The sequence below is a fragment of the Actinacidiphila sp. bgisy160 genome (assembly GCF_965342435.1).
Classification (GTDB): domain Bacteria; phylum Actinomycetota; class Actinomycetes; order Streptomycetales; family Streptomycetaceae; genus Actinacidiphila.
Genome location: NZ_CBDRCM010000035.1, coordinates 70,209 through 82,154, shown reverse-complemented (window position 1 = coordinate 82,154; position 11,946 = coordinate 70,209). Strand labels below are relative to the sequence as shown.

At 69.3% G+C, this 11,946-nt stretch carries 14 protein-coding genes and 1 pseudogene; 6 read left to right on the top strand and 9 right to left on the bottom strand.

What is annotated here, in order from left to right:
- Positions 1 to 446 (top strand): annotated as a pseudogene (locus tag ACRWNP_RS24980) (ISAs1 family transposase); the annotation flags it as partial.
- Between the two features lie 92 nt (positions 447 to 538).
- Here ACRWNP_RS24980 and ACRWNP_RS24975 read toward each other — a convergent pair.
- From ACRWNP_RS24975 to ACRWNP_RS24950, 6 genes are all read right to left on the bottom strand, one after another.
- Positions 539 to 1,093, bottom strand: coding sequence for a hypothetical protein (locus tag ACRWNP_RS24975; protein WP_431964988.1), 555 nt, complete (start codon positions 1,091 to 1,093; stop codon positions 539 to 541).
- Positions 1,094 to 1,320: 227 nt separating this feature from the next.
- The gene (locus ACRWNP_RS24970) at positions 1,321 to 1,704 is read right to left on the bottom strand and encodes a hypothetical protein (protein WP_431964986.1); all 384 of its coding nucleotides are present in this window, start codon (positions 1,702 to 1,704) and stop codon (positions 1,321 to 1,323) included.
- 14 nt (positions 1,705 to 1,718) lie between these two features.
- The gene (locus ACRWNP_RS24965) at positions 1,719 to 2,699 is read right to left on the bottom strand and encodes a hypothetical protein (RefSeq protein ID WP_431964984.1); all 981 of its coding nucleotides are present in this window, start codon (positions 2,697 to 2,699) and stop codon (positions 1,719 to 1,721) included.
- A 44-nt stretch (positions 2,700 to 2,743) separates the two neighbouring features.
- The gene (locus ACRWNP_RS24960) at positions 2,744 to 2,917 is read right to left on the bottom strand and encodes a hypothetical protein (protein ID WP_431964982.1); all 174 of its coding nucleotides are present in this window, start codon (positions 2,915 to 2,917) and stop codon (positions 2,744 to 2,746) included.
- Between the two features lie 163 nt (positions 2,918 to 3,080).
- The gene (locus ACRWNP_RS24955; RefSeq protein ID WP_431964980.1) at positions 3,081 to 4,511 is read right to left on the bottom strand and encodes a flotillin family protein; all 1,431 of its coding nucleotides are present in this window, start codon (positions 4,509 to 4,511) and stop codon (positions 3,081 to 3,083) included.
- A 56-nt stretch (positions 4,512 to 4,567) separates the two neighbouring features.
- On the bottom strand, positions 4,568 to 5,071 hold the full coding sequence (locus ACRWNP_RS24950; RefSeq protein WP_431964978.1) for a hypothetical protein: 504 nt from the start codon (positions 5,069 to 5,071) through the stop codon (positions 4,568 to 4,570).
- 332 nt (positions 5,072 to 5,403) lie between these two features.
- On the opposite strand from ACRWNP_RS24950, the gene ACRWNP_RS24945 reads away from it, so the two are divergent.
- Together ACRWNP_RS24945 and ACRWNP_RS24940 are read left to right on the top strand one after the other, a co-directional pair.
- Entirely contained in the window at positions 5,404 to 5,835 is a 432-nt protein-coding gene (locus ACRWNP_RS24945) for an NfeD family protein (RefSeq protein ID WP_431964976.1), read from the top strand.
- 3 nt (positions 5,836 to 5,838) lie between these two features.
- Positions 5,839 to 6,894: an SPFH domain-containing protein gene (locus tag ACRWNP_RS24940; protein ID WP_431964974.1), complete on the top strand. Its 1,056-nt coding sequence runs from the start codon at positions 5,839 to 5,841 to the stop codon at positions 6,892 to 6,894.
- A gap of 371 nt (positions 6,895 to 7,265) precedes the next feature.
- On the opposite strand, the gene ACRWNP_RS24935 is transcribed toward ACRWNP_RS24940, so the two are convergent.
- Positions 7,266 to 7,724, bottom strand: coding sequence for a carboxymuconolactone decarboxylase family protein (locus tag ACRWNP_RS24935; RefSeq protein ID WP_431964972.1), 459 nt, complete (start codon positions 7,722 to 7,724; stop codon positions 7,266 to 7,268).
- A 127-nt stretch (positions 7,725 to 7,851) separates the two neighbouring features.
- Entirely contained in the window at positions 7,852 to 8,313 is a 462-nt protein-coding gene (locus ACRWNP_RS24930; RefSeq protein WP_431964992.1) for a cupin domain-containing protein, read from the bottom strand.
- 461 nt (positions 8,314 to 8,774) lie between these two features.
- On the opposite strand from ACRWNP_RS24930, the gene ACRWNP_RS24925 reads away from it, so the two are divergent.
- Complete coding sequence (locus ACRWNP_RS24925; protein WP_431964970.1) at positions 8,775 to 9,020, top strand: plasmid mobilization protein; 246 nt, start codon at positions 8,775 to 8,777, stop codon at positions 9,018 to 9,020.
- Complete coding sequence (locus ACRWNP_RS24920; protein ID WP_431964968.1) at positions 9,017 to 9,391, top strand: fic family toxin-antitoxin system, toxin component; 375 nt, start codon at positions 9,017 to 9,019, stop codon at positions 9,389 to 9,391. Before ACRWNP_RS24925 ends, ACRWNP_RS24920 begins: the two co-directional genes overlap by 4 nt.
- Before the next feature lie 318 nt (positions 9,392 to 9,709).
- Here the strand turns inward: ACRWNP_RS24920 and ACRWNP_RS24915 are convergent, their stop codons facing one another.
- Positions 9,710 to 10,966 carry a YncE family protein gene (locus ACRWNP_RS24915; RefSeq protein WP_431964966.1) on the bottom strand — a complete coding sequence of 419 codons (1,257 nt, stop codon included), beginning with the start codon at positions 10,964 to 10,966 and terminating at the stop codon, positions 9,710 to 9,712.
- Between the two features lie 273 nt (positions 10,967 to 11,239).
- Here ACRWNP_RS24915 and ACRWNP_RS24910 point away from each other — a divergent pair, with 273 nt between their 5' ends.
- The gene (locus ACRWNP_RS24910) at positions 11,240 to 11,887 is read left to right on the top strand and encodes a TetR/AcrR family transcriptional regulator (protein WP_431964965.1); all 648 of its coding nucleotides are present in this window, start codon (positions 11,240 to 11,242) and stop codon (positions 11,885 to 11,887) included.
- The last annotated feature ends 59 nt before the right edge of the window (positions 11,888 to 11,946 follow it).

Here is an 11,946-nt window from a genome sequence, read left to right as displayed (position 1 = left end):
GCCGCCGCGAGTCCCGCTCGATCAAGACCTGCGGCATCGCGGACGAACTCGGTGGCATCGCCTTCCCCTACGCCCGACTGGCCATCCGCGTCCACCGTCGCCGCCGGCAGACAGGCCGACGCGAGAGCCGCGAGACCGTCTACGCCGTCACCAGCCTCGAAGCCCACCAGACCACCCCCGCCGAACTCGCCACCGCGATCCGCGGCCACTGGACGGTAGAGGCCCTGCACCACGTCAGAGACGTGACCTTCGCCGAGGACGCCTCCACCATCCACACCGGCACCGCACCCCGCGCCATGGCGACCCTCCGCAACCTCGCCATCGGCCTGCTCAAGATCCTCGGAGCCGCCAACATCGCCAAAACCACCCGGGCGATCCGCGACCAGCCAGAACGAGCACTCCCACTCCTGGGCATCACCAACAACCCCGACACTCAAGGAACTTGATCAAGCCCTGGCCGGAAGACCTGGGTGAGGTCGAGGCGGAGCGTCGGGCAACGGACACAGGCTCCTCTGAACTAGGCTTGGCCGCTTGAAGCTCAGGGAGTGTTCGTCGAAGTGTCGATGGATACTGCGAAGGCCGCGAGGGTAGTGAAGTCGTCGTTCCGCAGGCCAATCCGTGGATTGACGTGGTGGAGCAAAGCGGCTGCGTGGTGATTGGCAGCCACGTGTGCGTGATCCGCGTCGCTCTGTTCGTCGTCCACCCAAGCGAACGGTCGGCCTTTGGCGTACTCCACCAATGGCTCCAACTTCCAATGAACGCCATCAGGGCGCTCGTTGAGCAGGGCATCACCGAAGTCGACGAACGGCAGTTCAGGCAGACCGAGCGTAGGTCCAATCCACGTGTTCGCGTCGCTCATCCACGTTGTGGCCCAGCAGATCTCGTAGCCGAGAGCCAGCAGTGCCGGCCCGTGATCGGGGTTGAGCCATACCCGTAGCGGCCCCATGTGGGTCCCCAGTCTCCCGTGCCCCCCAGCTGCCCCGCTCTCCTGTGGGACGCGAAGGGTGGTGTAGCCCTCGGGGCGCTTCTCGGGCTTCGCCGCATACGGATTCAGGGGTCCGTCGACGTCGAGGAACAGCAACGGCCGACCCATGGCACCCCCAAATTAGCGCTCCCAATCTACTGAGCCACCGAAGCATATCCGTCGTCACGCGTCGCTGGAGCGTCCAGCGGCCGGCGTGAAGCCAGGCATTCAGAGATCGACCGCCGCGGCCGTGCGGGCTGCGGTGGCGTCCATCTGGGCGCGCTTGTCCTCCGCACCAGCGAGGCTGACTTTCAGTCCTTCGACTTTGCCGAGCCAGCCCTCACGCCCCGCCTCAGCTAAGCGGGCGACGAGGTTGTCGCGAATTGCCTCCAACCGGCCGCGCTGGGGCGGGTCCGGCCGGAGGAGCGAGCAACGAATGCAAGCGTGTTCATGAACACCCGAAAGGGACGAGCGCAGGTGTCGGTGGACACTTTGCGCTTCTTGAAGTGCGCCAGGAAAGCGTGTTCAACGACGGGCGCGGGAAGCTTGACCGGGACGGCGCCGAAACGGCTACGGACGGCTTCGTCGGTCTCCTCGATGTGGTCGACGGTGAGGCGGGAGATCGCGGTAGGCCATTGGGCGTAGAGGAGCAACGGCGGGCCGGTGAGGCGGCTTTCGGGCCCCAGGGTGTCTTCGTGCAGGAGGCGGCGGGCGGTGTCCCAGCGGGGCTCGTCGTCCATGGCCTGGGAGGGGCTCAGGCCCAGGGCGAGAACGAGTCCTTCCCAGGGACATCCCGCGCGAGCATTTCGTCGATGCAGCTGCGCAGTGCGTTGCCGTAGTAGTCGACCGGAGGGAGCCAGGGCACCTGTTGGAACAGTTCGCCGAGTTGGTCGGTGCCGGGATCGGTGAGGAGGGTGCGGAGTTCGTCAGGGACGGGGTCGTCGACCAGGCACAGCCAGGCGAGGGCGGCGCCGACGCGAGTCTCGAGCGGTTGGGCGGCGTCCGACCACAGGGTCCGGGTCCATGCGGCAACGGACTCGTTGTGGTCTTCGCGGGCGAGTTGGGCGATCGCCAGAACCAGGCTCACCCGGACCGTCGGGTCGTCTTCCACGGTCAGCCGGTTGTCGAGGGCGGACGAGATGCGCGCCATCTCGCCGGTCGCCGTCGCCAGGACGAAGGCCGTGGCGGAGCGGACCTCGGGATCGGGGTCGGGTAGAAGGGGGAGCAGGAGGTGCAGATCCGCGGTGATCGCAGCGCGGGCGGCCTGAATTGTCCAGTCCACCGGACACATTGTGGTGCCGTCCGCGTCCTGTGGATCCTCGGCGACCTGGAGGAGACCTTCGCGGCTGCCGTCCCCGAAGTGCTGGCACCGCGCGATCTCGGCGACCAGCTGGAGAGTCTCCGCGCGGAGCTCGGGGGACCCGGCGGCCGCGATCCGGAGTAGGAATGGGACCGCCAGTGCTCCCACCGCGATCCCGTTGCCCTGGTGATGCAGGTACTCCCACAGGTTCCCCAACGCCCGCCGGGCGGCGTCAGTGTCACCGGAGGCGAGAATTGCGAGGAGACCGGGAACCTCCTCGCCCGGACCGTAACAATGCGGGAACCGCTCCCATGGGATCTGGTCGTATCTGAACCCGTCCTTGACCTCCCGCGGGATCGCACCCACGACGGTCCGCATGTCGCAGTCCGTGCCCACCCACGGCTCCGGCCACCGGTCCCAACGGTCATCGTCCATGGCTTGGCCTTCCGGTCCACTGACACCATCCGAACCCCGGGAGTCTAGCGGCCGATGATCAAGAGCGCGCTGCGCAGCAGGAGCCGCAGGCCGGTCTCGGGTGCGAGACGCATGAGCACGCGGATCGCGCGCCATGTCGCCTGCTCGGCAGGGGTGGTGAGGATCTCGTGTGCGCCGATGCGGGCAAGGCGGTCCGTGGGTGAACGGAATCCCCTCACTCTGGGAGCGTCCGGGCGGGGTCGGCGCAGGCGCTCCCTCATGGGAGCGCCTGCGGGCAGTCCCGCTGATACGGGTCCGGCCCCGACCGCGTAGGTGAGAGCGTCGGCCGGGTCCGCGGGTACCATCACGCCGGTCCCGCACGGCTTCCGCCTTCCCGCGGTGTCAGTCGGTGATCTCGACCCTGCCGTTGGGCGCCTCGGGGGAGGGGTGGGCGGGCGCCGCGGAGCCCCGCTTGGCGAGGCCCTTGAGCAGATCGGCGAGGTCGACTCCCGTGGTGGAGCTGAGCAGTTCCATGCCCTGGGCCACGTTGTCCGCGACCGTGCGGGACAGTTGGCTCGCGCCGTCCGTCGAGATCACGGTCATCTTGTCCACGGCGGCGAGCGGCTCGGACGCCTTCGCGACGACCTGGGGCAGCACCTCGACCAGCATCTGCAGCACCGCGGCGTCGCCGTACCGGGCGAAGGCGTCGGCCTTCTTCTGCATGGCCTCGGCCTCGGCCGACCCCTTCGCGGCGATGGCCGCGGCCTGCGCCTCGCCCTCGATGCGTACGGCGTCGGCGAGTGCGGCGCGGTGCGCCTTCTCGCCCTCGCCGGTCAGCCGGGAGCGCTGGGCGTCCGCCTCGGCCTCCTTGACCAGCGCGATGCGGCGGGCCTCGGCCTCCTGCTCGGCCTGGTACCGCGCGGCGTCGGCGGGCTTGCGGACCCTGGTGTCGAGTTCGCGGTCGGTCAGCGCGGCCTGGCGGGCGGCGACCTTCTCCTGCTCGGTGAGGACTTCCTGGCTGCGGGCGGCCTCGGCGAGCGGGCCGGCGGCAGCGGCGCGGGCGGCGGCCTCGTCCGTCTCGGCCTTGATCTCGGCCTGCTTGAGCGCGAACGTCCGCTGGGCGATCGCGATCTCCTCCTCGGCCTTGAGCCGTGCCTGCTCCGAGGCCTGCCGCGCCAGGGCCTCGGCGATGTCCGCCTCCTGCTTGGCCCGGGCGGCCTCGGGCCGTCCGAGGTCCTCCAGGTAGGAGCCCTCGGTGGTGATGTCCTGGATCTGGAAGGCGTCAAGGACCAGGCCCTGCCCGGAAAGACTGGCCTCCGCCTCCTCGGCCACCTGTCCGGCGAACGCCGCCCGGTCACGGATGACGTCCTCCACGGACATCCGCCCGACGATGGAGCGCAGAGCGCCCGACAGGACTTCCTGGGTGAAGCCGACGATGCCGTCCTGCTGCATCAGGAAGCGCTGGGCCGCCGCGCGGATGGAGTCCTCGGTTCCCCCGACCTTGACGATCGCGACGCCCTCCAAGTGGGCCTTCACCCCTCGCAGCGTGACGGCGCCCCGTACGGCCACGGGGATGTGCCGGCTGGACAGGTCCAGGGTGAACTTCTGCTGGACGAAGGGCACGACGAACACGCCCCCGCCGACCACGACCTTCTGACCGCTGTTGTCGGTGAACACGCGTCCGGTCTCAGGGTCGGTGGACTTCTTGCCACGCCGGCCGGTGACGATGAACGCCTCGCTGGGGCCGGCGACCTTGTAGCGGGTGATGACGACGAGGGCGAGCAGGACGACGAGTACGACGATGCCCACCGCAGCGGTGAGTACTGGGCTCATGCCGGATTCCCTTGATCAGTACAGATACGACAAAGACGCGTGAGTGGCCGGGGCGCTCAGTGGTCCACGGGCCGCACGGCGACAGAGGTGGCCGACAGCGCCGACTCCACCCACACCCTCGTGCCCCGCGGCAGCGGGACCGTGCTCCTGGCCGCGAGCTTCACGGGTTGGCCCGCCAGGTACGCGAGCACTTCGCCGTAGCCGTCCGCCGGGATGGCGGTGACCACCGTGCCCGAGCCGCCGATGAGGTCGTCGCCACGGGGGGCGACCGCGGTCCGCCCGCGCATCAGCGCCTGGCTGAACCTCCAGGTCAGCCATCCCGCCAGGCCCCCCGCGGCCACCCCCACCCCGACCGCGAACGCCGTCCCGAGGCCCGTTGTGCCCAAAGTGATCGCGCCGGCGAAGCCGAGCATCGACACGAATCCGGCGATCGCGGGCAGGGACAGCACTCCGTCCAGGCCACCCAGCCCGTCGAGAAGCCCGTCCAGGATGCCGTCGAAGACGAGGGCCAGCGCCAGCACCACCAGTCCGGCGATGCCAAGACCGAGAAACCACTCCATCCCGCCCCCCTTCGCCGGCACGCCGATCTCCCCAAGACAGCGCGATGTTGCCACGGACCACGCACAGGGTCATTGCCGGATTCCGGCAGTCTTTACGTGTTCTTTACGACCTGCTGTCGGCGTCATCGCCACAGCGGGTGGCCCGGGCCACCCCGGCGGTCGGGCGCCCATGATCGCCGATATTCGCGGCACGGCACACGAGGGCCCGGGAGGGCGCCTGTGTCCGGCAACGCGAGCCGTTTCCTCCCAGGGGTACCGCGGCGGTGCCTCACCGGGGTCCAATGGTGAGAGACAGGCCCTTCGTACCCGTTCCGGTCAGAAGAGGCACGCAAATGGATCCATGGCTGATCTGGTTGATCATTGCAGCCGTGTTGGCTGTGGCGGAGATCCTCACGCTCACCGCGGCGCTCGGAATGCTCAGTGTGGCCGCCCTGGTCACAGCGGGATCCGCCGCGGTCGGGCTGCCGCCGCCCTTCCAGTTCCTCGTGTTCACCATCGTCGCCACGGTCACCGTGCTGTTCGTGCGCCCGGTCGCGCTACGTCATGTTCTCCAGCCCCAGTCAGAGCGCTTCGGCGTGGAGGCACTCGTCGGCAAGGCCGCCTACGTCGTCTCCGAGGTGACGGGCCTGGGCGGAAGGGTCCGTATCGACGGCGAGGAGTGGACGGCCCGGGCCTACGACGAAACGCTGGTGATTCCTCCCGGAGCGACCGTCGACGTCATAGAGATCAGTGGTGCCACCGCAATCGTCTACCCAAGGGACTGAAACATGGAGACCACGGCGTTTCTGATCGCCGGCCTGATCGTCGCACTGTTCGCGGTCTTCACCGTGGTGCGGGCGGTCCGTATCGTGCCCCAGGCGCGCGCCCGTAATGTGGAGCGACTCGGCCGTTACCACCGGACCCTGAAACCCGGTCTCAGCCTCGTCATCCCTTACATAGACCGCGTTCATCCGGTGATCGACCTCCGAGAACAGGTCGTGTCCTTCAAGCCGCAGCCGGTCATCACCGAGGACAACCTGGTCGTCGAGATCGACACCGTGCTGTACTTCCAGGTCACCGACCCACGAGCGGCCTTCTACGAGATCGCGAACTTCCTCCAGGCGGTCGAGCAGCTCACCGTCACCACTCTGCGCAACGTCGTGGGGTCCATGGACCTGGAGAAGACCCTCACCTCACGGGACACCATCAACAGCCAGTTGCGGGGAGTGCTGGACGAGGCGACCGGCAAGTGGGGGCTGAGGGTCAACCGGGTGGAGATCAAGGCCATCGACCCTCCGCAGTCCATCAAGGACGCCATGCAGAAGCAGATGCGGGCCGAGAGGGACAAGCGGGCCGCGATCCTCGGGGCCGAGGGGCAACGCCAGTCGCAGATCCTCACCGCCGAGGGCGACAAGCAGGCCGCGGTTCTGCGCGCGGAGGGCAACCGCACGGCTGCGATCCTCCAGGCCGAGGGCCAGTCACGAGCCATCGACGAGGTGTTCCAGGCCGTGCACCGCAACGACCCCGACCCCAAGCTGCTCGCCTGGCAGTATCTCCAGATGCTGCCCCAACTCGCGCAGGGCCCTGGGAGCACCTTCTGGGTGATCCCCAGCGAGGTGACCTCCGCGCTCCAGGGCGTGTCCCGCGCCTTCAGCGAGGTGCTGCCCAAGTCGCCGGCCACCCGCGAGAAGCCGCCGTCGGACGACATGGCTGCCCAGGCCGCCAGCGACACGGTACAGGCCGCAGAAGCCGCCGCCGCGGCCCTCGCCGACGCGGCCAGGGCCGAAGCGTCCCCCGCGCCGTCCGCCCATCCCATCCCCCGTGCGGACGGCGTCGACTCGTAGGCGCGAGCCGCCCGGGCGCCTTGCGGCATCCCCTGGCAGTCCTCAGCGTTGCTTTCGGCCTGGCGGCGGGCCCCCAGCGGCTGTTCGGGCCGGCCCAGCAGCCGGGCGCCCATCGCGGCGGTCCGCAGCGTGTGGCGGTGCAGTGCATCGGCCGGGTCGTCGGGGCGCGGGGGCGGCCGGGTCGAAGAAGCCGCCCCCGCGGGGCGCCGGTCAAAGGACCGGAGCGGGGGGCCCGGGCCGTGCGGGGCGGCGACTGCCGGGACCACCACCGCCACGGAAACCACGACGAACAGGACGGTCATGGCGCCAGGGACATCGGCGGTACGCGGTGACGGAGTCCCTGATCACGACCGCCGTGTGCACCTTCGAGGTCAGGTGCCGACGGGGTACCGGCTGGTGATCGCGACGCGGTTGAAGGCGTTCATCACCGTGGCCAGCCAGGCGACCGCCGAGATCTGGTCCGCGGTGAGTACGGCCGCTGCGGCGTTGTAGTCCTCGTCGCGGACGTGTCCGTCCGGTACGAGGGTGATCGCCTCGGTCAGGCGCAGGGCGGCACGGTCGGTCTCGGAGAAGTAGCCGGTCTCTTCCCATGCGGGCAGGACGGCGATCCGGTCGGGGTTCTCGCCCTTCTTGAGGGCGTCGCCGGTGTGCATGCGCAGGCAGAACGCGCAGCCGTTGATCTGAGAGGTGCGGATCCTCAACAGCTCGACCAGGAGCGGGTCGAGTCCCGCAGCAGCGGCAGCCTCTTCCACCTCCGACGACAAGGCGATGAGGGTCTTGTAGGCGGCCGGGTACTGCTTGCCGATATTGACCCGCTGGGTGTCGGTCATGGTTTGTTTGATTCCTTCGTGTGTCGTGCGCCGTGCATGTCGCGGGGCGCGTCTTGATGGCTGGTGGTATGAGTTCCGGCGGAAGTCATAGTGCGTGCGAGCGTCGCCGCCCGCCGCGTCTTCCGGGCTACGACTTCGGATCGTCGACCTTGAGCTTGTCTCCGGTGTCGGAGACGAAGACGACCAGAAGCTTGGCCTGCTTGGTTCGGCTGGCGTTCTCGGTGAGGACGTGGTGGGCGCCCGGCTGCTCGACCCAGTTCTCGCCCTGGTGGTAGGTGCTCACGGGCTTGTCGTCGAGCTTGCTGCGCACGGTGCCTTCGAGGACGTAGGCGTAGACGAACGCCTGGCCGTGCCGGTGCGGCAGCGCGATCGCGTTGGGCGGCAAGTCGACGACCGCCGAGGTGAACGTCTTGCCGTTCACATTCGGAAGCGCCTGCTGAAGCAGCGGCTTGAAGATATCGGAGGGGCGTGTCGATGCCGCGACCGTCGCCGCCACCTTGGCATGGGCGGGCTCGTTGGAGGCCGAGCAGGCCGTGGCCGTTACCAGCGTGGCGACGGCGAGCAGCCCACCGGCGATTCGCATTTCCATCACGATGGGTCTCCTGATTCAGTCTTCCGTGACGCGGATGATCGTCCTGCGGGCGTGCGCTTGTCGCGGGCGAACGCGGCGGGCACCTCGGACAGCGGCCGCATGGCTCCGAGGCTCACCGACTGCTCGGGCGCCGAGTGCACTGAGTGGCCGAACAAGGCGCAGCCCGTGGCCGACAGCGGTTGTCACATCCCGACCGTAACTCCGCGGCGGCCCGTTCAGCTGGGCCACTGCGCCGAAAGAATCTTGGGCCACTTGTCCGGGGGCCCAGGTGCCGTGGAACGGGCTTCGAGCCCCGCTCACGGCCGGTCGGCGTGGGGAGACCGCGGGTCGGCGGCAGCCCGGCGGGGGCATCCGACCCGCGCCGCTGTGGCCCCAGCCCCTGTCTGACGGCGTGCGCGCCGCCCCGTTGATGTCGGCAAAGAGCTGTAGCAGGACGTACGGTCCGCTACCGTATTGCCATGAGCAGCCAGAAGCAGATCAACGTGCGGGTGGACGCGGAGACGGCGGCGGGGATCGAGGCGCGGGCGGCGGCCGTCGGCATGAGCGTGGCGGACTACGCCCGCCAGGTCCTGGCGGACGAGGCGAACGACCTGCGGCACCGGTTCCTGGGCGCGGGCGCGCACTTCGCCGACGCCTGGGGCGACACCTTCGCCGAGCAGTTCGGGCACCCGAAGGCCGGCGACGGCGCCGGGGCCGCTGCGTGATCGTCCACATCGACCGGGCCTGGCTGCTGGACCTCGCGCACCGGAACATGCCCGGGGACCCCGACATCACCGACTTCGGATCGTTGGCGGGAGCCGTGGCCAGGCACGCGGACAGGGTGATGGAGACCCCTGTGTACACGGAGGCGCACCACCGAGCGGCCGCGCTCATGCACCAGCTCATCCGGGTGCCGGCGCTGGAGCACGCCAACGAGCTGTTCGGCGCGGTGGTGGCGGCGGCATACCTGACGGCGAGCGGAGCCATCGTGACCGTGAGCGCGAAGGAAGCGGCGGAGCTGGCAGCGCGCATCGACCGGGACGCGCTGGACGTCCGGGCAGTCGCGGAGGCTCTCCGGGGGTGGGTGGCCCCGTAGGCGGTCGGGCTCGCCAGGCGTTGAGTGCCTCAGCGGGAAGGCGGCGCCAGCGTGATCAATCCAGGGACGGGTGAGTAAGGACTGTCGCCTACCGGGTATGCGCGCGTGACCGTTCCGAAGGGCTCCGGCGCCGGCGCGCCAGGGCCCTTCGGGGGGAAGGCCACAGCCCGGGCTTGTTCTGAGTTCCGATCCAAGGCCTCGGTGGGAAGCATCGGAGCCGGATGACGGCGCGGTGTGGGTAGAGCCCGGCCAGGTAGCTGTCGGGGTCTTGCCGTAGCGGGTGGCCAGCCCGTGTGTGACCCCGCCCCGCCGTCGAGGTCAGCCGGTAAGGCCGGTCCAGCCGACGGGGATGTGGGCCAGTCGCACGCGCTGGGGATGGTCGCCGACCGGGACCGAGGCGATCTTTTGGCCGGTGGCGAAACTGATGGCGGTGACCTGGTCGGCGTCACTTTCGGAGATGACGCAGGCGGTGCCGTCGCCGCTGACGGTGGCCCAGTAGGGCTTGGCCGCGGGGACGAGCGGGCCCTCTGCGAGAGTGGCGCGGTCGACGACGGTGGCGTAGTCGTCCATGGTTCCGGCGACGCAGAGCTTGGTGCCGTCCGGGCTCATGGACAGGCCGTGGTGGCGGGAGTCGTTGACGTAGGTGGTGCGGTCGTCACTGGTGTCCGGGTTCTCGGGCAGCGTCTTGACCCGGGTGATCTTGTCGGTGGCGACATCGTACTCGGCGAGGCCGTTGAAGAACGAGACCTGGAAGTAGAGCTTGGAATCGTCCGGGGTGAGGGCGGCCGGGCGGACGGCGTCCGACAGGTCGCTGCGGCCGGCGGCGTCGAGGCGGGTACGCATGTCGATCGTCTTGACGACCTGGAAGGTGGACGTGTCCGCGATCGTGATCTTCCGGTCGCCCTTGAGGAAGTCCTGCCAGGGGGCGTCGAAGTCGTTGTTGACCTCGCCGATCGACATGTTCCAGAGGTACCTGCCGTCCCTGCTGAAGATGTTCTCGTGCGGCTTGTCGCCGGTGGTGAACTTCCCGAGTTCCCGTCCGGTGTTGATGTCGAGGACGTGGACGGTGTTGGACGTGGACGCTGACACGGCCACGCGGGTGCCGTCGGGGGAGACCGCCATGTGGTCCGAGCGGTATCCCGATACCGGGAAGCGCCACTTGACGTCGCCCGTCGCGAGGTCGATGGAGACGACGTCGGCGAAGCTCGGGCGGGAGGCGACCAGGGCGGTGCCGTCGGGGGTGGCGTACATGTCGTCGACGAACTGGTCGTGGCCCTCGCCCACGGTCTCGCGGATGCCGAGGAAGTAGATCAATTTGATGGGGTTGAGATAGATCTCGGCCAGCCGCCGATCCTTGTCGGGGATGACGTTGATGCGGCCGATCCTGGCGAAGTCCCCGCGGGCCTTGATGACGGTCGCGGTGCCCTCCCAGTTGTTGCCGACGAACATCACCTCCTGCAGGGCCGGGGATGCCTGCGCGGAGGCGGGGGCCGAGATGCAGGCCGCGACGACCGCGGTGACGGCACCTAACGCGAGCAGGGCTCTTTGCCCGACGGGGCGGGACAAGTGGCGCATGTGGGGGCTCCAGGGGGTTGGTGGCTGAGGGGAACCGAGGAGTTGAGCCCACCGGGCCGCTCTCACGTGCGAGGAGGGCGGCGCACAGTGTTCGCACTGGTCTTCCTGGGCATGGCCGGGCGATGCGCCGCGCGGCTTCGTGGGCCTCGCGGCAGCGCTGGTTTGAACTTCGAAACCGCCCAAGTTCAGAGTGTGTTACCGGATGGTAGGTAGCGGTGGGGCCCCCTCACAACCCCGCGTGGGGGAAAATCTCCTCATCGCCGATCGGAGGGCATGGTGGCGGGCAGGTTCACCCCGGCGGAAGGCCGGTACAGGGGCAAGGACGCCGCTCAGCGGCAGGCGGAGCGTCGCGCCCGTTTCCTGGAGGCGGGCCTGGAGATGTTCGGCGGGGAGCCGGGCTACCGTGGGACGCGGCTGGCCGCGCTGTGCAAGGAGGCGGGCCTGTCGAGCCGTCAGTTCTACGAGGAGTTCCAGAGCGTCGAGGACCTGCTCGCCGAACTGCACCTGATCGTCAACGACGCCGCCCAGGAAGCCGTCTTCGGCGTCCTGCCCGAGATCCAGGACCTCCCGCTGGCCGAGCGGATCACCCGAATGCTCCGCGCCTACGTCAAGGGGGCGGCCTCCGACCGGCGGTACGCCAGGATCGCCTACGTGGAGGTCGTCGGTGTGAGCCCCCGCATCGACCTCCAGCGACTGGAGCGCCGTGCCCGCTGGATCGACCTCTTCCGCGCCATCACCGACGACGCCGTCGCCCGCGGCGAGATCCGCCCCGGCGACTACGCCATCGCCGCCGCAGCCTTCATCGGCGCTGTCAACGGGCTCATGCACGACTGGGTCGTCGGCTGGGTCGACGCCTCCCTGGAGGGCATCGCCGATGAACTCCTCCAGCTCCTCCTGGGCCGCTACCGGATCGCCACCTGAGCGGCAGGCCCGCAACCCGGCCGGGCGGTGGATTCGCGGTGCCGTCCGGCAGGGCGGTC